Origin of the sequence: Salinibacterium sp. PAMC 21357 (assembly GCF_000247645.1) — a bacterium.
Classification (GTDB): Bacteria; Actinomycetota; Actinomycetes; order Actinomycetales; family Microbacteriaceae; genus Rhodoglobus.
Genome location: NZ_AHWA01000006.1, coordinates 38,902 through 57,089, shown reverse-complemented (window position 1 = coordinate 57,089; position 18,188 = coordinate 38,902). Strand labels below are relative to the sequence as shown.

The 18,188-nt window shown below is 61.4% G+C and carries 18 protein-coding genes and 1 riboswitch; of the genes, 16 read left to right on the top strand and 2 right to left on the bottom strand.

Features of this window, described 5'->3' with window-relative positions; translation table 11 throughout:
* The first annotated feature begins 66 nt into the window (after nt 1-66).
* The 6 genes from ON14_RS12900 to ON14_RS12875 all read left to right on the top strand — a co-directional run bounded on the left by ON14_RS12900 (nt 67) and on the right by ON14_RS12875 (nt 5,305).
* Nucleotides 67-1,197, top strand: coding sequence for a glycosyltransferase family 4 protein (locus tag ON14_RS12900; protein ID WP_010205712.1), 1,131 nt, complete (start codon nt 67-69; stop codon nt 1,195-1,197).
* 44 nt (nt 1,198-1,241) lie between these two features.
* Nucleotides 1,242-1,691: a MerR family transcriptional regulator gene (locus ON14_RS12895; protein ID WP_010205710.1), complete on the top strand. Its 450-nt coding sequence runs from the start codon at nt 1,242-1,244 to the stop codon at nt 1,689-1,691.
* A 154-nt stretch (nt 1,692-1,845) separates the two neighbouring features.
* Nucleotides 1,846-2,283, top strand: coding sequence for a succinate dehydrogenase, cytochrome b556 subunit (gene sdhC / locus ON14_RS12890; protein WP_010205709.1), 438 nt, complete (start codon nt 1,846-1,848; stop codon nt 2,281-2,283).
* Nucleotides 2,284-2,285: 2 nt separating this feature from the next.
* Nucleotides 2,286-2,732, top strand: a complete 447-nt coding sequence (locus ON14_RS12885; protein ID WP_010205708.1) for a succinate dehydrogenase hydrophobic membrane anchor subunit — start codon at nt 2,286-2,288, stop codon at nt 2,730-2,732.
* Complete coding sequence (gene sdhA / locus ON14_RS12880; protein WP_010205707.1) at nt 2,733-4,547, top strand: succinate dehydrogenase flavoprotein subunit; 1,815 nt, start codon at nt 2,733-2,735, stop codon at nt 4,545-4,547.
* Complete coding sequence (locus tag ON14_RS12875; protein ID WP_010205706.1) at nt 4,547-5,305, top strand: succinate dehydrogenase iron-sulfur subunit; 759 nt, start codon at nt 4,547-4,549, stop codon at nt 5,303-5,305. Before sdhA ends, ON14_RS12875 begins: the two co-directional genes overlap by 1 nt.
* A 199-nt stretch (nt 5,306-5,504) precedes the next feature.
* Here the strand turns inward: ON14_RS12875 and ON14_RS12870 are convergent, their stop codons facing one another.
* Nucleotides 5,505-7,103 carry a sigma-70 family RNA polymerase sigma factor gene (locus ON14_RS12870; RefSeq protein WP_010205705.1) on the bottom strand — a complete coding sequence of 533 codons (1,599 nt, stop codon included), beginning with the start codon at nt 7,101-7,103 and terminating at the stop codon, nt 5,505-5,507.
* 633 nt (nt 7,104-7,736) lie between these two features.
* A complete protein-coding gene (gene ptsP / locus ON14_RS12865; protein ID WP_010205700.1) occupies nt 7,737-9,383 on the bottom strand; it encodes a phosphoenolpyruvate--protein phosphotransferase in 1,647 nt (548 codons plus the stop codon).
* Between the two features lie 54 nt (nt 9,384-9,437).
* On the opposite strand from ptsP, the gene ON14_RS12860 reads away from it, so the two are divergent.
* The 10 genes from ON14_RS12860 (at nt 9,438) to ON14_RS12815 (ending at nt 18,171) form a co-directional block, all read left to right on the top strand.
* Nucleotides 9,438-10,562: a YihY/virulence factor BrkB family protein gene (locus ON14_RS12860; RefSeq protein WP_010205699.1), complete on the top strand. Its 1,125-nt coding sequence runs from the start codon at nt 9,438-9,440 to the stop codon at nt 10,560-10,562.
* A 44-nt stretch (nt 10,563-10,606) separates the two neighbouring features.
* Complete coding sequence (locus tag ON14_RS12855) at nt 10,607-11,467, top strand: exodeoxyribonuclease III (RefSeq protein ID WP_010205698.1); 861 nt, start codon at nt 10,607-10,609, stop codon at nt 11,465-11,467.
* A 12-nt stretch (nt 11,468-11,479) separates the two neighbouring features.
* Nucleotides 11,480-12,490: a tryptophan--tRNA ligase gene (trpS, locus tag ON14_RS12850; RefSeq protein ID WP_010205697.1), complete on the top strand. Its 1,011-nt coding sequence runs from the start codon at nt 11,480-11,482 to the stop codon at nt 12,488-12,490.
* Nucleotides 12,490-13,056 carry a GNAT family N-acetyltransferase gene (locus ON14_RS12845; protein ID WP_010205696.1) on the top strand — a complete coding sequence of 189 codons (567 nt, stop codon included), beginning with the start codon at nt 12,490-12,492 and terminating at the stop codon, nt 13,054-13,056. Before trpS ends, ON14_RS12845 begins: the two co-directional genes overlap by 1 nt.
* Nucleotides 13,057-13,077: 21 nt before the next feature.
* Nucleotides 13,078-13,833, top strand: a complete 756-nt coding sequence (locus ON14_RS12840; RefSeq protein ID WP_010205695.1) for an HAD family hydrolase — start codon at nt 13,078-13,080, stop codon at nt 13,831-13,833.
* A gap of 170 nt (nt 13,834-14,003) precedes the next feature.
* Nucleotides 14,004-14,158, top strand: a riboswitch (FMN riboswitch).
* A gap of 100 nt (nt 14,159-14,258) precedes the next feature.
* Nucleotides 14,259-15,365 (top strand): bifunctional diaminohydroxyphosphoribosylaminopyrimidine deaminase/5-amino-6-(5-phosphoribosylamino)uracil reductase RibD, encoded by a 1,107-nt coding sequence (gene ribD, locus ON14_RS12835; protein WP_010205694.1) that lies wholly within the window; start codon nt 14,259-14,261, stop codon nt 15,363-15,365.
* Between the two features lie 2 nt (nt 15,366-15,367).
* Entirely contained in the window at nt 15,368-15,991 is a 624-nt protein-coding gene (locus tag ON14_RS12830; protein WP_010205693.1) for a riboflavin synthase, read from the top strand.
* Nucleotides 15,988-17,280, top strand: a complete 1,293-nt coding sequence (locus ON14_RS12825; protein WP_010205692.1) for a bifunctional 3,4-dihydroxy-2-butanone-4-phosphate synthase/GTP cyclohydrolase II — start codon at nt 15,988-15,990, stop codon at nt 17,278-17,280. Before ON14_RS12830 ends, ON14_RS12825 begins: the two co-directional genes overlap by 4 nt.
* Nucleotides 17,280-17,753 (top strand): 6,7-dimethyl-8-ribityllumazine synthase, encoded by a 474-nt coding sequence (ribH, locus tag ON14_RS12820; protein ID WP_010205691.1) that lies wholly within the window; start codon nt 17,280-17,282, stop codon nt 17,751-17,753. The genes ON14_RS12825 and ribH overlap by 1 nt, the downstream gene beginning before the upstream one ends.
* Nucleotides 17,754-17,799: 46 nt before the next feature.
* Nucleotides 17,800-18,171, top strand: a complete 372-nt coding sequence (locus ON14_RS12815) for a hypothetical protein (RefSeq protein ID WP_010205690.1) — start codon at nt 17,800-17,802, stop codon at nt 18,169-18,171.
* The last annotated feature ends 17 nt before the right edge of the window (nt 18,172-18,188 follow it).

The window sequence follows — 18,188 nt, the reverse complement described above, 5'->3', positions numbered from 1 at the left end:
CGTTAACTCGCCCGTTATGCGCGCCTCCTAGCGTGAGCCTCACGACAACCGATTGAGGTGCTGAATTTGCGGGTCGCCATTGTTAGCGAGAGTTTTCTTCCCACGGTCAATGGCGTCACCAATAGCGTGCTGAAGGTTCTCGATTATTTGAGTGCTGAGGGCCACGAGGCAATCATCATTTGCCCGTCGGCCGGGGCACCAGCGAAGTATGCCGGCTTCGCGGTGCATGCCGTACCCGCGCTGGCCTATCGCCAGTTTCCGGTTGGGCTGCCCAATCCGCTAGTGCACAAGTTGATCTCTGATTTTCGGCCCGACGTCGTGCACGCGGCAGCTCCATTCCTCTTGGGGGCTCAAGCAATTTCTTCAGCTAACCGCTTAGGTATTGCCACTGTGGCGATCTTTCAGACGGATGTCGCTGGCTACGCTCGTCGCCACCACCTCGGCCCGGCCACGAAACTGGCCTGGCGCATTGTGCGCTGGATCCACGATGGCGCCCAGTTGACTCTCGCTCCCAGCAGCACGGCGATGGCCGATCTGCGCTCCATCGGCCTTACGAAAATTGAGCGCTGGGGTCGTGGCGTCGACCTCACGATGTATCACCCCGCAAAGAAGCTCTCTCCCGCCACTGCCAAACTTCGCAAACGGCTCTCTCCCAACGGCGAAGTGGTTGTGGGATACGTCGGCCGAGTTGCTCCCGAAAAGCAGGTGGAGCGCCTGCGAGCGCTTCGGGGCCTGAACGGGGTGCGCGTGGCGATCGTCGGTGATGGATCGTCGGTGCCTTTTGTTCGCAGGGAGCTTGCCGGCATCCCGGTGACGTGGTTGGGCAAGCTGGGCGGCGAAGAGCTCGCGACGGCATATGCCGCTTTTGATGTGTTCGCGCACACGGGCACCGAGGAGACTTTTGGCCAGACGCTTCAGGAGGCGCACTCTGCTGGGCTGCCTGTTGTCGCGCCCCGTGCTGGCGGCCCCATCGATCTGGTGGACCACGGGACGAACGGCTTTCTCTTTGACCCCGACAATGAGGACCAGCTTCGTGCCTATATAGAGGCCTTGGTGATCGACCCCGCACTTCGGGCCCGCATGGGGGAGGCAGGGCGCCGAACCGTTCTCGGCAAATCGTGGGGTGGGGTGTGCGCTGAACTTGTTGCGCACTACGAAACGACGATCGCGGCGGTGCCTACCTCTTCAGCTCGTTAGCGTGCACGCGTGGGTTAGAGTGCACTCTAGGAAGAGGTGCAAGGATGGCTGACCACACGGAGCGAGTCTTGACCATTGGTGAGGTCGCTGAGGTGACTGGCGTAACCGATCACACCCTGCGCTATTACGAGAAGGCGGGCATCCTGATCGTGCCGCGACTCTCGAACGGGCAGCGCCGCTATCGCGAGATCGATGTGAAGGCTGTCGAGTTCATCGGGCACCTTCGGCGAACAGGGATGCCGATTCGTACGATTCGCGACTATGCCGATCTTGTTCGAAGCCCCGACGATACCTCTGTCGAGCGGATGCGATTGCTTGAGCAACATCGCGAGAATGTCACGCGCGAACTCGCCGAACAGCAACAGCACTTGGCCGGGATAACGCAGAAAATTGAGTGGTACCGGGCATCGCTCGCGGCGCGAGACCTCAACGGCGTCACCGTGAATGAGTCACTGTCGAAAGAATCTACCGACGAAACGATCGCTGCCCGTTAACTTTCCCCGAATTCGCGAAAACATCCCGGATTTCTGGCTATTTAGGTCGAGGTGGGAAGCGGGGACCTCTGAGCGGGAATAGACTGGGTAGGTCCGCTGTGCGGACAATCATCGGTCGCGGTGGACGCGACCCCACACCGCAAGGAGGGTCCTCGTGCCAGAGAAGTCGGCGAGTAACCTAGTGGCGGAGCCGAAGTCTCCGTCTAAGATTCGCTCACCCAAGAGGCCTGCCGGCACGCTGTACCGGGGCAACGAAGGCATGTGGTCGTGGGTGCTGCACCGTATTACCGGTGTCGCTATCTACTTCTTCCTCCTTGTACACATTCTCGACACCGCGCTTGTTCGCGTGAGTCCAGAGGCATACAACCAAGTCATTGAGACGTACAAGACTCCCGTGATGGGCCTTGGCGAGATCGCTCTGGTTGCGGCCATCGCCTTCCATGCCTTCAACGGCCTGCGCATCATCCTGATCGACTTCTGGGCATTTGGCGCCAAGCACCAGCGCGCAATGTTCTGGGTAGTCATCGGTCTCTGGCTGATTCTGCTTGCAGGATTCATCCCCCGCCAGCTAATGCACGTCTTCGGAGGTTGAGCATGAGTCTCATCGAAGCTCCCCGCACGCCCACCCGTGGCCGCCGCACCGGCGGAATTAACTGGGAAAAATGGGGATGGATCTACATGCGCGCCTCTGGCGTTGTGCTCATTGTTCTCATCTTTGGTCACCTTTTCGTCAACCTCGTTGCTGGTGAAGGTGTCAAGGCCATCGACTTCGCATTCGTCGGCGGAAAGCTTTCTGACCCGTTCTGGGCCGTCTGGGATGGCCTGATGCTGTGGCTCGCGCTGATCCACGGTGGCAACGGAATGCGCACGCTTGTCAACGACTACGCCACCAACCCGAAGGTGCGCAATATTCTTCTGATCGGTATTGCCGCATCCACGGCAATTCTGATCCTTTTGGGAACCCTGGTGATCACCACCTTCGATCCCTGCCCTGCCGGAGCTGACCCAGCTCTGCTTTCCAGCATCTGTGAGGGACGCTAATTGTCTACGATTAATACCGGCGATATCGCCGACGGAACCATCATCGATGGAGTCCATTACCACCAGTTCGACATCGTGATCGTTGGTGCCGGCGGTGCTGGCATGCGCGCGGCAATTGAAGCCGGCCCGCACGCTAAGACTGCGGTGATCTCCAAGCTCTACCCCACGCGTTCGCACACCGGTGCAGCCCAGGGCGGCATGGCCGCAGCGCTGGCCAACGTTGAAGACGACAACTGGGAATGGCACACCTACGACACCGTCAAGGGCGGCGACTACCTCGTTGACCAGGACGCTGCCGAGATCCTCGCTAAAGAGGCCATTGATGCGGTAGTTGACCTTGAAAACATGGGTCTTCCGTTCAACCGCACCGCAGACGGCAAGATTGACCAGCGTCGCTTCGGTGGTCACACTCGCGAGCACGGCAAGGCTCCTGTTCGCCGCGCCTGCTACGCCGCTGACCGCACAGGTCACATGATTCTCCAGACCCTGTACCAAAACTGCGTCAAACTCGGCATCAACTTCTTCAACGAGTTCTACGTGCTCGACCTCATCATGACCGAGGTCGACGGCGTTGAAGAGCCCGCTGGCGTCGTTGCTTATGAACTCGCCACCGGTGACCTCCACGTGTTCCAGTCGAAGGCCACCATCTTTGCTACCGGCGGATTCGGCAAGATCTTCAAGACGACATCCAACGCTCACACCCTTACCGGTGACGGCGTCGGAATCATCTGGCGCAAGGGCCTTCCGCTTGAAGACATGGAGTTCTTCCAGTTCCACCCCACCGGGTTGGCTGGCCTCGGCATCCTGCTTTCAGAGGCAGCTCGTGGAGAAGGCGCTATTCTGCGCAACTCCGAAGGCGAGCGCTTCATGGAGCGCTACACGCCGACACTCAAGGACCTCGCGCCGCGTGACATCGTCGCGCGCTCGATGGCCACCGAGATTCGTGAAGGCCGTGGAGCTGGTCCTGACAAGGACTACCTGTTCCTCGACATCACTCACCTCGAGCCAGCCGTCATTGACGAGAAACTGCCAGACATCACCGAGTTCGCTCGCACCTACCTGGGCGTCGAGCCGTACACCGAGCCCGTTCCCGTGCTACCAACCGCGCACTACGCGATGGGTGGTATTCCCACCAACGTTCAGGCCGAAGTGCTGCGCAACAACACGGATGTCGTCAAGGGGCTCTACGCCGCTGGCGAGTGTGCGTGTGTTTCTGTTCACGGTTCTAACCGTTTGGGAACTAACTCGCTGCTCGACATCAACGTCTTCGGAAAGCGTGCCGGTAGGGCCGCCGTTGAATACGTGAAGACGGCTGAGTTCGTGCCGCTGCCCGAGAATCCTGCCGGCGGTGTGAAGAACATTCTCGACATGGTTCGTGCTGGCGATGGCACCGAGCGTATTGCGGTGATTCGTAAAGAATTGCAGGTCTCGATGGACCGCAACGCGCAGATTTTCCGCACCGATGAAAGTCTCGAAGAGGTAACCAACCTCATCCAGAGCCTGCGCGCTCGCTACCGCAACATCCAGCTGCACGACAAGGGCAAGCGGTTCAACACCGACCTGCTCGAGGCTGTAGAGCTTGGCTTCTTGCTCGACCTCGCCGAGGTACTCGTGTTCTCAGCACGTTCGCGCAAGGAAAGCCGTGGCGGCCACATGCGTGAGGACTACCCCAACCGTGACGACGAGAACTTCCTCGTGCACACGATGGCGTACCTCACCGGCGACCCAGAATCAGAAGAGGCGGGTGACCACATCCGACTCGACTGGAAGCCGGTTGTGATCACTAACTACCCGCCGATGGAAAGAAAGTACTAATGAGCACTGCCGTCGCCGATAAGAAGCCTGCCGCAGCAGAGGTCATCCCGACCTTTAATGTGACGCTCCGCATCCGCCGTTTCGATCCTGAGGTCGATGAAGAGCCGCGCTGGGAGGATTTCGACCTTGAGGTCTTTGCAACCGACCGCGTTCTTGATGCTCTGCACAAGATCAAGTGGGAAGTTGACGGGTCGCTGACCTTCCGTCGCTCGTGCGCGCACGGCATTTGCGGTTCGGATGCCATGCGCATCAACAGCCGTAACCGTCTGGCCTGCAAGACCCTGATCAAAGATCTCGACATTACGAAGCCGATCACCGTCGAAGCCATCAAGGGTCTTCCCCTCGAAAAGGACTTGATCGTCGACATGGAGCCATTCTTCGACTCCTTCAAGGAGGTCAACCCCTTCTTGATGGCTGGTCCCGTCAAGGGCGGCAAAGAGCGCAAGCAGAGCCCCGTGGAGCGCGCACGTTTCGACGACACCACCAAGTGCATTCTGTGCGCCGCGTGCACGTCGAGCTGCCCCGTGTTCTGGACTGACGGACAGTACTTCGGTCCTGCCGCCATCGTTAATGCGCACCGCTTCATTTTCGATTCGCGCGACGAGGGCGCTGGCGTTCGTCTCGACATCCTCAACGACAAAGAGGGAGTGTGGCGCTGCCGCACTACCTTCAACTGCACCGACGCTTGCCCTCGCGGCATCCAAGTCACTCAGGCTATTGCTGAAGTGAAGCAGGCAATCATCAAGGGTCACGCGTAACAACGCACCAGCTCAAACAAGATCGCCCCTGTCACTACCTAGGTAGAGACAGGGGCGATTTGTGCATGTTCGGCGTCACCCACGGCGCACGAACACACGGGGTCTTCGGGTGACCCACTAAAGAGACTGCGTTGCCAGCGCCTTATGACGGCAAAAATGCCATTTGCCCCCGAAGTGGGGATGAATCACTTATGCCGCGTTAGCTCAGCAACCGGATGTTTACACCCTGGTTCGATCCGCTGGAGAGGTTCAGGGGCTTGATGAGGGCGTTGATGAGCCCGTCGACACTGCCGAGCAAGCCACCGAGGAGCCCTCCACCACCGACAATCCCCGCGAGATACGTGCGGTCTACAGTTTGCACCAGATCGAGCGACGAAAGCCCACCCGGAATTCCCGTGACGTTAAGGGCGAACGTACCGTTGCTCGAGACCGTAGTTGTGGCATAGACGAGACCGGCGGCTTGAAGCGAGAGGTGCGCGCCAGGGGTGGCCGTACCGACGAGGTTGAGGTCAATGTCTGCCCCAACGATTCCGCCTGGCGCAGTGTGGCCGGCGGGAGGTGCGCCACCGGTGACGGTGCCAACGACCGCATCGACAATATCTGTGACTGGCGTGTTGGCAGTACCGCTGTTCGCCCCAGCATCGCCGACAGTATCGGCATTCGAGGGGTCGATCGCGGGCACAGCCGGGACGGAAATGTTCGCGGCGTCAGATTGCTCGCTGTCACGGCTGTCTGCGATTCCCGCCTCGACATCGCTGGTGTTCGACGAATCTTCGCGAGACTCGCTTGTCGTTGGGGAGCTATCTGGCGCCGGGTTCTGAGGGCCGAGAAGAACGAACGAGCCGGTAAGTGCCACGACGGCGGCGAGAGAGCCAGCGACAGCCACCGGGATCGCTCCTGCGCTTGCCCCTCCGGCGGCAACGGCGCTAGCACCGACAAGGTGTGAACCAGCGAGCACGGCCGCGGGCATGGCCGGGGCAGCAGCTGCCGTCAATGATGCGGCTCCACTCTGCGCGAACGCGCTGAGGAAGCCGCCTCCAGCGACGCCACCCAACAGAAGGGGAATCATGACGAGAGCGAGGCGTGACCCGACTTCGTCGACCTCTTCACACACGATGGCGCAGCGAGCACACGACGCAAGATGAGCCGCGATCCGGCGCGAATCACGGCTGCTTAGGCTTCGGCGAGCATGCTCGCCGAACTTCGACATTGCCCACTGGCATTCGCCGGATGCGGTGGCATCGTTGATGTGAGCCTGCAACCACGCCTTGCGCAGTCCTTCGCGGGCACGGTACGCAAGGGCGGCAACACTATTGGCGCTCATCCCGAGAATCGGCGCCACCTCGTGCGGATCCATGCCCTCAACCTCGGTGTACCAGAGCACTGACTGCCAACGGTCGGGAAGTTCGCGGAACGCTTGTGCCGTTAGTGTGTGGTCGAGCGCGAGCGAGACGGGGTCGTCAAGAGTTGTGGGGTCTTCAAAGTCAGCGATCTCCTCCACTTGCACTTCGCGTGAGGCGGCACCCCACGTCGACGCAAGGTTGCGGATGGTCGTGTAAAGGTAGGGCCGAAATGCCCCCTGCGGGCCGCCACCCGCCAGCACACGCTGGTAAATACGCGCGAACGACTCAGACACGAGATCATCCGCGTCTATCGACGTGTACTGACGAGCGACACATATACCCGAGCGGTAGTGGCGACTCCAGAGCTCGGCAAAAGCGTTTTGTACCCCCGTACGCGCTTGTGCCAGAAGCTGCTCGTCCGAAGTGGTTAGCTTCGAAGCCACGATTCCGCTCATCCCCCTGATCCATTTCCCGGGCCTCTCTTTGTCCCATTGGGTGAAGGTTTTGGAGAAAACAACCTTCTTACCCAAAGAGACTGATGAACCCGATCTCTATGACGCAGATTATCGAATTATTCCAGATTTTTGTGCCCCCACTAGGGGGCAACAGGTCGTTCTGGGCCGAACAATACTGCGTTCTAGTGATTTTCACACTAGCGGTGAAGAGGGCAACCACGCTGCCGGGGTAGACCACCGGCGCTGTGTGAAAGCGGTCTCTCAGCCCTGAGCGAAAGGTCGCTCCCCCGGGCTGGGAGGATCACTTTTCCTCTCACCTTCGTCTGCCGCTTTTGCCGATCAGGGGCACGTTTCGCAAACTATAAGACAATGACAATCGCGATACTCTTGTACCCCGAATCCCTGCCCCGTACTTGCTGAGGACAGTTCAACTCGAGTGTTGAGTTACTCTCGCAACGCCCCGATTACTCATTTTGGGTGGACCACTTCATCAGCCCGGTAGCGCCCAGCAGAGCGGTCCTCCGGCCGTTAACGACTGAGTGCCGCTACCCCTTCTGGGGTAGCGGCACTCAGTGCGGGCGCAGATTACCGAGCGCAGAGCCCGGCAACACCCGTTCGAAGCCTGGGCTAACTCTAGCCAGCGTTGGCGGCAGCCTCACGAGCAGTCGGTCCGGTAGTTGCGTTAATAGCGGCAGCAGCACGAGCCTTAGCCTGCTCGAGGGTTACCGTCTTGAGCTCGGCACGCACATCGGCGAGCGCCGCGGGAGTCATCGAAAGGCTCGTCACTCCGAGCCCAACAAGAACTACAGCGAGCTGCGGGTCAGCGGCAGCCTCTCCACAAACACCAACAGGCTTACCAGCAGCAATACCCGCATCACCGATCATCTTCACGAGGCGAAGCACTGCAGGATGCCAGGGGTCTTGGAACTTGGCGAGGGTGCCGAGCATCCGGTCTGCCGCCAGCGTGTACTGGGTGAGGTCGTTCGACCCGATCGAAACGAAGTCACTTCGTTCGGTGATCTGGTCGGCGAGTACGGCAAGTGACGGAACTTCTGCCATGACTCCAACAGTATTGAGGCCGAGTTCGCGGCCAAGGGCCACAAAGTAATCAGTCTCTTCGGCATCCGACACCATCGGGGCCATGACCCAGAGGTCGGCGTCGGTAGCGTTTTGAGCATTAACCAGAGCGGTGAGCTGGTCGCGAAGAATGTTCTCGTTGACGCGCAGCGAGCGCAGTCCACGCTGGCCCAATGCAGGGTTGGCCTCTTCGCCCATGTCCATGAAGCTCAGCGGCTTGTCTGCGCCAGCATCAAGAGCGCGCACAACAACCTTTTTTCCGGGGAAGTGCTTCAACATCTCCGTGTATTCGACCGTCTGCTCTTCTACCGTCGGCGCACTCGTGGCGTCGAGGAACATCAGCTCAGTGCGGAAGAGCCCAACACCTTCGGCACCCAGCTCAACAGCCTGCGCTGCCTCTGAGGGCGTACCGAGATTGGCCAGAAGCGGAACGAGAGTTCCGTCGGCAAGCTCGCCGTCAGTGATCGGCGCATTAGCGGCGGCGGCGAGCTCGGCGATGCGAGCTTCTGCTGCGGCGAGCTGCTCGGCCGTGGGATCAGTCGTGATGCTGCCGGAGCCGGCATCCACAATTACCAGAGTGTCGTCAGCAAGATCGAGAGCTTCGGCGACGCCCATGATGGCCGGGATCGCCTTGGAGCGAGCAAGAATTGCGGTGTGGCTGGTCGGGCCACCCTGACGTGTGACAAGAGCGAGCACCTTGTCGAGTTCGAGAAGGGCCGTGTCGGCAGGGGCCAAGTCATCGGCAACCAAAACGAATGGCTCATCGCGCTGCGGAACACCCGGGGCAGCAACGCCACGAAGGTTGGCAACAACACGTTGGCAAACATCGCCCAAGTCGGTGGCACGCTCAGCCATCATTCCGCCGAGCGAAATCAGCAGATCGCGAAACTTGCCGAACGCTTCAAACACTGCGCGCTCAGCGGTCTTGCCGCTGTCGATGATCTCGTTGACGCTCTCGAGAATGGACGGGTCTTCTGCCATGAGTGCCGTAGCCGTCAACACCTCGTTGGCTTCGGCATCCGCCTTCTCTGCCCGCTCGCGCAGGTCAGCTGCCACAAAGATTAGCGCTGCTGCTGCCGCTTCTTTCTCTGCCGCGGCATCACCCGAGTGGCGTGCATCTTTCGGCTCTGGAAGCGGGTCGGGCATACGCACGACTTTTCCAATGGCAACCGATCGTCCAACTCCAACACCTTGAAGTTCCATGTGATCTGACCTCTCCTCTGAGTTGTGCACGAACAGCCTAGCTATTCTTGATGCATGCAGCTTGCGCAACGACTGAAACCAGCCATTGAGTGGGTACTTCACCTACGTCCCGTGCGTGTGTTCATGCACTATGCCGAGAAGCTGGGGCCCATCCTCGCCTCCGGGCTCTCCTATCAGGCGATCTTCGCCGTCTTCGCTGCAATCTGGGTTGGCTTCGCTGTCGCCGGGTTCATCGTTCAAGGTGACCCTGTGCTGCTGGATGCCGTCTACAACTTCATCTCCACCAATATCCCGGGGCTCATCGGCGACGGGAGCGGCAATGGCGCCATAAGCCGGGAGACCCTCGCGGACACCAGCATTCTGGGCATTACGGGCGCGATAGCCGCTGTCGGTCTTATTTTCACCGCGCTGGGGTGGATCGCCTCTGGCCGGGATGCCGTGCGCTCCATGTTCGGCCTCGAAAGTTCCGAAACCAATTTCTTGATTCTGAAGCTCAAGGATTTGGGTCTTGCCGTCGGCTTCGGTCTTGCCGTGCTGTTGTCTGCCGCGATGTCCCTGGTGAGCACCGCCGCGCTCAACTGGATTCTCGACCTGATCTCGATCGACGAAGATTCGCAGGCCGCTCGCATTGCGACCCGAGGTGTAGCGCTCGTCATCGTCCTCATCTTGGACGCGGCAACCCTTGGCGTTTTCTATCGCGTCGTTTCCGGCATCAAGATTCCGTTCCGCCTCCTTGCGCAAGGCACCATCATCGCTGCGCTCGCCCTCGGCGCGCTCAAGTTTGGTGGGAGCTTCCTGCTCGAAGGGGCAACCCGCAACCCGCTGCTCGCCTCCTTCGCCGTGATCATCGGTCTGCTCATTTGGTTCAACCTGATCTGCCAAATCATCCTCATTGGATCGGCGTGGATCGCGGTTTCAGCTGATGATGCCGATCTCGACCTCAGCGGTGAGAAGCGTGACGAGGATGCACCGCGAGCCGTGGCAGCGACGAAAGCTGGCGAAGAAGCGAAGGCCCACAAGGCGGTCGCGACTGAGCGCAAACTCGAACGCAAGGACGGCCGCAAGGCTAAGAAGGGCTCCGAGGCTGACAGCGAGACGGATAAGGCCAAGAACACGCACAGCGAGAAGAAATTCGCGCGCACCTTCAAGCGGATGCTGAAACGCAACAAGAAGCGGTAGTGCTCGGTCACGGCGCGGTCAGTGCGCGTCGGTAGTCTTGAGACATGGCAACACGTCTCCGCATCGCATCCGTCAACGTCAATGGTGTTCGCGCCGCTTACCGCAAAGGCATGGGCGACTGGCTGGATGCCCGTGACATCGACATTCTCGCGCTGCAAGAGGTTCGCGCCGCTGATGCCGACATCGAAGGCTTGCTCGGCGATGGCTGGAACATCCTGCACGATGCCGCGACCGCGAAGGGCCGCGCGGGCGTCGCGCTGGCCTCCCGCAAGGGATCTGCGGCATCCGCCCCTCTTGCTCACCGCGTTGCGCTCGGCGCCGATGACTTCGATAGCGCTGGTCGCTGGCTCGAAGCCGACTTTGACGTCAACGGCACGACGGTCACCGTCGTGAGCACCTACGTTCACTCGGGCGTTGTTGATACCCCGAAGCAGGTTGAGAAATACAAGTTCTTAGAGGCCATGCTCGTGCGCCTGCCCGAACTTGCCGCCCACAGCGACCACGCCCTCATCGTCGGCGACCTCAACGTGGGGCACCGCGAACTCGACATCAAGAACTGGCGCGGTAACCGCAAGAAGGCGGGCTTCCTCCTCGAAGAGCGCGCCTACTTCGACCGCATCTTCGGTGCTGCTGGCGAGACCATCGAATGCGTTGACGGTACGACGGGCCCCGGCCTCGGTTGGGTGGATGTCGGCCGCCAGTTTGCCGGTGAAGTTGACGGCCCCTACACCTGGTGGTCGCAGCGCGGCCAAGCTTTCGACACCGACACCGGTTGGCGTATCGACTACCACGTCGCCACCCCCGCGCTTGCAGTCACCGTTGCGGATTACCGCATCGACAAGGCCGGCGCCTGGGATGAGCGTTGGAGCGATCACGCTCCCGTCGTTGTTGACTACTCAATCTGAAAGACTTAGCCCATGAGCACCACACCCCGCCTGTTTTCCGGCATGCAGCCGTCTGCCGATTCGCTCCACGTGGGCAACTACATTGGCGCGCTCATGCAGTGGCGCGAGATGCAGCAGAACTACGACGCTGTCTTCTGCGTTGTTGACATGCACGCCATCACCGTTCCGCAGGAGCCCGAGCTACTGCGCGCTCAGACCCGTCGCACTGCCGCGCAGTACATTGCCGGCGGCATCGACCCTGAACACTCTGTGTTGTTCGTTCAGTCGCAGGTTCCGGCGCACGCCGAGCTCGCCTGGGTGCTGAACACCATCACCGGCTTCGGTGAGGCTTCGCGCATGACCCAGTTCAAAGACAAGTCAGCCAAGCAGGGATCGGATGCCGCCTCGGTTGGCCTCTTCACCTACCCCGTGCTGATGGCCGCCGACATTCTGCTCTACGACACCGCCATTGTGCCGGTGGGCGAAGATCAGCGTCAGCACATCGAGCTCACGCGCGACCTCGCCGCACGCTTCAATTCGCGTTTCGGCGACACCTTCGTGATGCCAGAACCGCAGATTCAGAAAGCCACCGCCAAGATTTACGACCTGCAGAACCCCGAGTCGAAGATGAGCAAGTCAGCGACGACAGATGCCGGAGTGCTGTGGTTGCTCGACGAACCCTCCAAGACGGCAAAGAAGATCAAATCGGCAGTGACGGATGCTGACCGCGAGATCCGTTTCGACCGCGGGGCAAAGCCGGGCGTCTCGAATTTGCTCACTCTGCACTCCACGTTTAGTGGAACATCCGTTGCCGACTTGGAAGCGCAGTTCGAGGGCAAGGGGTATGGCGATCTCAAGAAAGAGGTTGCCGAGGTGGTGACCGCCGAATTCGCCCCCGTGCGTGAGCGCACCCTTGAACTGCTGAATGACCCTGCCGAACTCGACCGCATGCTCAGCAAAAACGCAGAGCGTGCTAACGAAATGGCCCACAAGACGCTTGACCGCGTCTACGACCGAATCGGCTTTTTGCCGCGGGTGCGCTAATGCAAACTTTTACTCTCACCAGCGAACGACTCACTCTCGATGCCCTCACCGGTAACGATGTTGAACTCATGACCGCCTACTGCCAGGACCCGATTTTTGAGCACACGCTCACGATCCCGTGGCCGTACACTTCGCCAGACGCCGAATTCTTCATCAACAACCTTGTGGCTCAGTGGTGGGAAGATGACGACGAATACACCTGGGCGATCCGCGAAACTGGCAAACCTGAACTGCTCGGCGTCATTAGCTTTCGCCTCTACAACGACACCATCGGCTACTGGATGGGCGAACCGCACCGCGGCAAAGGCCTCATGAAAGAAGCGGTCGCTGAAGTGTGCCGCTGGGTGTTCTCCACCGGCCGCCCCGAAGTGCGCTGGGAAGCCCTCGTGGGCAACAAAGCCTCCGCCGCCATCGCCAAAAACTTGGGCTTCATCTACACCGGCATCGAACCCGCCTCGAGCGAGTATCGCGGCGGCACGCATCCGCCCTCGTGGTGGGCAACGCTCACTGCTCCGGATGAGAACCCCACGTATGAGGTCGAGTCCGGCCAGCCCTGGCCGGTTTAGCACTGAGAAAGCGCTGACGCATTGACCATCACCGTTGCCCTCTTTGACCTCGACGACACCCTGTTTGCTCACCGGGCATCCGTGGATCTGGGCATTCGCAATCACCGGCGCTCGTTGGGGACCACGTTTGCTGCCGGCCCCAGCGTCGATGGCAGCACGGTGTGGCCCGACGACGCCGCGGAGAGTGTGCGTTGGACCGCGCTGGAGGAACATCACTACCACCGCTACCTCGGCGGCGAGCTGACGTTCGAAGGGCAACGGCAAGCCCGCGCCCGCGGGTTCGTCGAGCCCTACGGCGTGACCCTCACCGACGCCGAATCCAGCCTGTGGTTCGATACCTACTTCGAGGCCTACCGCGATGCGTGGCACCTGCACGACGACACCCTCGCCTGCCTCGATTCGCTGGAGGCCCGCTCCCCCGCGATGCGCCTCGGCATCATTACCAACGGCGAAATCGATTTTCAAACGCGCAAGGTCGAGACCGTTGGTCTCACTCACCGCGTCGAACACCTCGTTGCCAGCGGCGAGTTTGGGCATACCAAACCCGACCCACGCATCTTCCACCACACGTGCGAACTCTTCAGTGTCGAACCCGCCGACGCGGTCTACATCGGCGATCGACTGGCGACCGATGCGCTGGGAGCCGCGAACGCCGGCCTCAGCGGAGTTTGGCTCGACCGCGAGCGCAGCGCAACCACCGATCAACTCGACGAAGCTCGGGCGGCCGGCGTCAGCGTCATCCACTCGCTTGATGAATTGGCGGCACTACTCGACTGAGGCTGCACTCCTGCTCGTCTAAGCCAGCTGCGGCCCCCTCCGGCTAGGGCCGCAGCGCGAGGACTCGCCCGAACATAGTCGCGCCACTCCCCCCGCCTCGCGTAACAAACTGAGAGGTTGGGGCGGGAATAGTGTGCGGCGAAACGCGTTGAGTAGACTAAGCAAAGCAAAACGTGCTCCGGGGCTCGGTGAGAATCCGAACCGGCGGTTATAGTCCGCGACCCGCGACGAAGTGAAAACTTCGGGACGGTTGACCTGGTGAAATTCCGGGACCGACGGTAATGAGATCGCAAGATTTCTCAGTCCGGATAAGAGGAAGCACGAGCTGAACCATTTAGCTTGCCCACATTCTGGGTGAACTCGATAACTCAGCGGGGTTTTTCGAACCCATTTTCCCGGAGCGCGTCCCACGAGACGAGAGCCGGATGACCACACCAGAACAGCACGCGCAGGTCGAGAAGCTGATGCTTCATGCGCTGTCGCTTGCCAGTCGTGGTCCCGTCACCGGCGGCAACCCTCAGGTTGGTTGCGTCCTCGTCAACGACGCTGGCGACATCGTTGCTGAAGGCTGGCATCACGGCGCCGGAACTCCTCACGCTGAAGTGGATGCCCTCACCACGCTTGGCGGCGACGCTGCCGGCCTCACCGCCGTCGTCACCCTCGAACCCTGCAACCACCACGGCCGCACCGGCCCCTGCGCTCAAGCCCTGCTCGATGCTGGCGTGAGCCGCGTCGTCTACGCGGTGTCTGACCCCGGGGCGAATTCCGCTGGCGGCGCCGAACGCCTCCGCGCTGGTGGCGTCGAAGTGATCGCTGGCATCGCGCAGGCCGAAGCCGAAGAGTTTTTGCACTCGTGGCTGACGGCTGCGCGACTGCAGCGTCCGCACGTCACGGTGAAGTGGGCATCGACCCTGGACGGTCGCGCTGCGGCCGCCGACGGCACGAGCCAGTGGATCACCGGCACCGCCGCTCGTCAGCACGTGCACGAGCAACGAGCGCGCGCCGATGCGATCGTCGTGGGCACAGGCACGGTGCTCGCCGATGACCCGAGCCTGACCGCACGGGGCGACGCCGGCGAGCTGCTCGAGTCGCAACCGCAGCCGGTGGTGCTTGGTCGACGCGAGATTCCGGCGGCGGCGAAACTGCGCCAGCACCCCGAGCAACTGCGTCAGTTTGACGGCCGGGACCTTAACGCCGCACTGAGCGAACTGTTTGAGGCGGGCATCCGTCGCGTCTTCGTTGAAGGCGGCCCGACTATCGCGAGCGCGTTCATCGCTGCGGGGCTTGCGGATGAACTGCTCATCTATCTGGCCCCGAAACTGTTGGGCGGACCGAAGGTCGCGCTCGGCGAGCTCGGGGTCACGACCATGGCTGAGGCGAAAGACCTCAGCATCACTGAACTTCGCCCGCTGGGCAACGACGTGCTGATTGTCGCCCGCCCGGCGCCCAGCAAGACAGCAGCCGCCCAGCCTGCAGTACAGCACCCGGCGACAGAGCCAACGGTCGCCCCGGCGACAGAGACGGAAGCGTAACCATGTTTACCGGAATCATTGAAGAACTCGGCGACGTCGTCGAATTCGCCGCGACCGACGACGGTGCGCGCCTCACGGTGCGTGCCCCGAAGGCGGTATCGGATGCCGGCCACGGTGACTCGATCAGCGTCAGCGGCGTGTGTCTCACCGTCGTCGATCAGGGACCCGACTGGTTTACAGCCGACGTCATGGGAGTCACCCTCGACATGAGCACGCTCGGCTCGCTCGCCGCCGGTGCTCGCGTGAACATTGAGCGCGCTATGCAGGTCGGCGATCGCCTCGGCGGCCACATCGTGCAGGGTCACATTGACGGCACGAGCACCGTGCTGAGCGTCACCGATGAGGGCAGCTGGAGCATCCTGCGTTTCAGCCTCACCGAAGAACTCGCGCCACTCGTCGCCCGCAAGGGTTCGATCGCGGTGCACGGCGTCTCGCTCACGGTGAGTGCTGTGGGTCGCGACTGGTTCGAGGTTTCGCTGATTCCCGAAACCCTCACCGCTACAACGTTGGGAGCGCTCGCTGTGGGCGACTCCGTCAACATCGAAACCGACATCCTGGCGCGCCATGTGGCCCGGATGGCCGAGTTCACCGACGCTGATCAGCGTCACGAAAGGAGCGGGTCATGAGCCTCGCCACCATCCCCCAGGCCGTTGAAGCGTTGCGCGCTGGCCGCCCCGTGATCGTTGCCGACGATGAGGGCCGCGAGAACGAGGGCGATGTCATCATCTCCGCCGAGCTCGCCAGCCAAGAGTGGATCGCCTGGATGGTCCGCCACTCCTCCGGCTTCATCTGCGCCCCGATGACCAACGAAATCGCCGATGCGCTGGCGCTGCCGCCGATGGTTGCTCACAACGAAGACCCCCGCGGCACGGCGTACACCGTGTCGGTGGATGCCGCGAACCGTCTCAGCACCGGCATCAGCGCCTCCGATCGGGCCCACACTCTGCGGGTGCTCGCCGACCCTGTTTCGCAACCGTCGAGCCTGCACCGCCCTGGCCACATCATGCCGCTACGCGCAGTCGATGGTGGAGTGCGCGAGCGCGACGGCCACACCGAAGCATCCGTCGATCTGATGAAGCTCGCTGGACTGCGCCCCGTTGCGGCGATCTCGGAGATTGTGCTCGACTCGGGCGAGATGATGCGCCTGCCCGAACTGATCGAGTTCGGTGCGCGCGAAGATGTGCTCGTCATCACGATTCTGGACCTCATGCACTGGCTCGAAGAGAACCGCTGCGACACCATCCCGGCACCGATCGAACCGATCCCGGAGATGAGTCGCGTGCAGTTCGAAGTCGAAACCACGATCCCGACCGTGCACGGATCCTTCACGGTGCGGGCCTATCGCGACAACTCGACGGGCGCCGATCACGTCGCGTTCATCGCGCCCGGAACCCTCGACCACACCGGCGACGGCCCCACTCTGGTGCGCGTGCACTCGGAGTGCCTCACGGGGGAAGCGTTCGGTTCGCTCAAGTGCGAGTGCGGCCCTCAGCTCGATAGTGCGCTCGAGACCATCCAACGCGAGGGTGGCGCCGTGATTTACCTGCGCGGCCACGAAGGTCGTGGTATCGGACTCATCAACAAGCTGCGCGCTTACCGCCTGCAAGAAGATGGGCTCGACACTCTGGATGCGAACCTGGCCCTGGGACTGCCCGCCGACTCCCGCGACTATGGGGCTGCTGTTGGCATCCTCAAGGATCTTGGAATCTCCTCGGTCAGCCTGCTCAGCAACAACCCCGAGAAGAAGCGTCAGCTTGAAGAGCGTGGCGTTATTGTCGGCGAACTCGTGCCGCTCGTTGTGGGCGTCGGCGCCGGCAATGAGGGTTACCTCGAAACCAAGCGTGACCGTATGGGCCACCAACTCCCCACCACCGCCGTGCTCGCTGAAGCACGACTTACCGCGAAAGGCCTCTGATGAGTGGCGCAGGATCCCCCGAAATCGTTACCGACGCAACCGGCCTCAAGGTCACGATCATCGCCGGTCAGTGGCATGAGGTCATCACTAACGGACTGCTCGCCGGCGCCCACCGCGCCCTCAAGGCAGCCAACGCTGAGGTTACCGAGGTGCGGGTTCCCGGCAGCTTCGAGCTGCCCGTGGCGAGCAAGGCAGCCCTGGATGCTGGGGCGGATGCCGTTGTTGCTCTCGGCGTCATCATCCGTGGGGGCACACCCCACTTTGAATACGTGTCGGATGCCGCCACCAGCGGCCTCACGCAAGTGTCGATCCTGACCGGCAAACCGGTGGGCTTTGGCGTGCTCACGCTCGACGACGAACAGCAGGGCCTCGATCGTGCCGGGCTAGAAGGCTCGAAAGAGGACAAGGGCGAAGAGGCCGCCAACGCGGCTATCGCGACCGCGGTGCTGTTGCGCCAAATTCGCGGGGAGTAGCGGCGAAGCGCACCTATAGTCGAGTTACACGATCGGAAAACACTCAATGAGCAGGAACGATTTGCGTATTACTGGTGGGGTTCTCACCGTGACCCCGCGAGGACTCGACCGTCTCTGGTGCTTCCGAAAAAATGTCGTTGTTGCGCTGGTGAATATTAGTGGTGTTCGCATCGAACGCCACGCCAGTAGAGTCCCGACCGGATGGCGTGGCCCGGGGCTCGATTTCATGGGCAAGCTGTGTGGAACTTTTCACCCGCCCGGTGAGAGACATTTCTGGAATTACTTGGGTTCAGGCGAGGTGCTGAGAATCACCATCGCGGGAGACCAGCACTTCCAGCAGCTGAACCTGTCCGTAGACGACGCGAAGAGCTCCCGAAACGTGCTGCTAGACGCCATCTCTCCCCAGAGTGCGCAGTGATTTCACTCACAGCGGGG

Bases quoted from the DNA above. Each gene is read 5' to 3' on its own strand.
- ON14_RS12895 (WP_010205710.1), top strand. From the start codon at position 1,242: ATGGCTGACCACACGGAGCGAGTCTTGACCATTGGTGAGGTCGCTGAG.
- ON14_RS12885 (WP_010205708.1), top strand. From the start codon at position 2,286: ATGAGTCTCATCGAAGCTCCCCGCACGCCCACCCGTGGCCGCCGCACC.
- ON14_RS12875 (WP_010205706.1), top strand. From the start codon at position 4,547: ATGAGCACTGCCGTCGCCGATAAGAAGCCTGCCGCAGCAGAGGTCATC.
- ON14_RS12870 (WP_010205705.1), bottom strand. From the start codon at position 7,103: ATGAGCGGAATCGTGGCTTCGAAGCTAACCACTTCGGACGAGCAGCTT.
- ptsP (WP_010205700.1), bottom strand. From the start codon at position 9,383: ATGGAACTTCAAGGTGTTGGAGTTGGACGATCGGTTGCCATTGGAAAA.
- ON14_RS12860 (WP_010205699.1), top strand. From the start codon at position 9,438: ATGCAGCTTGCGCAACGACTGAAACCAGCCATTGAGTGGGTACTTCAC.
- ON14_RS12855 (WP_010205698.1), top strand. From the start codon at position 10,607: ATGGCAACACGTCTCCGCATCGCATCCGTCAACGTCAATGGTGTTCGC.
- trpS (WP_010205697.1), top strand. From the start codon at position 11,480: ATGAGCACCACACCCCGCCTGTTTTCCGGCATGCAGCCGTCTGCCGAT.
- ON14_RS12845 (WP_010205696.1), top strand. From the start codon at position 12,490: ATGCAAACTTTTACTCTCACCAGCGAACGACTCACTCTCGATGCCCTC.
- ribD (WP_010205694.1), top strand. From the start codon at position 14,259: ATGACCACACCAGAACAGCACGCGCAGGTCGAGAAGCTGATGCTTCAT.
- ON14_RS12830 (WP_010205693.1), top strand. From the start codon at position 15,368: ATGTTTACCGGAATCATTGAAGAACTCGGCGACGTCGTCGAATTCGCC.
- ON14_RS12825 (WP_010205692.1), top strand. From the start codon at position 15,988: ATGAGCCTCGCCACCATCCCCCAGGCCGTTGAAGCGTTGCGCGCTGGC.
- ribH (WP_010205691.1), top strand. From the start codon at position 17,280: ATGAGTGGCGCAGGATCCCCCGAAATCGTTACCGACGCAACCGGCCTC.
- ON14_RS12815 (WP_010205690.1), top strand. From the start codon at position 17,800: ATGAGCAGGAACGATTTGCGTATTACTGGTGGGGTTCTCACCGTGACC.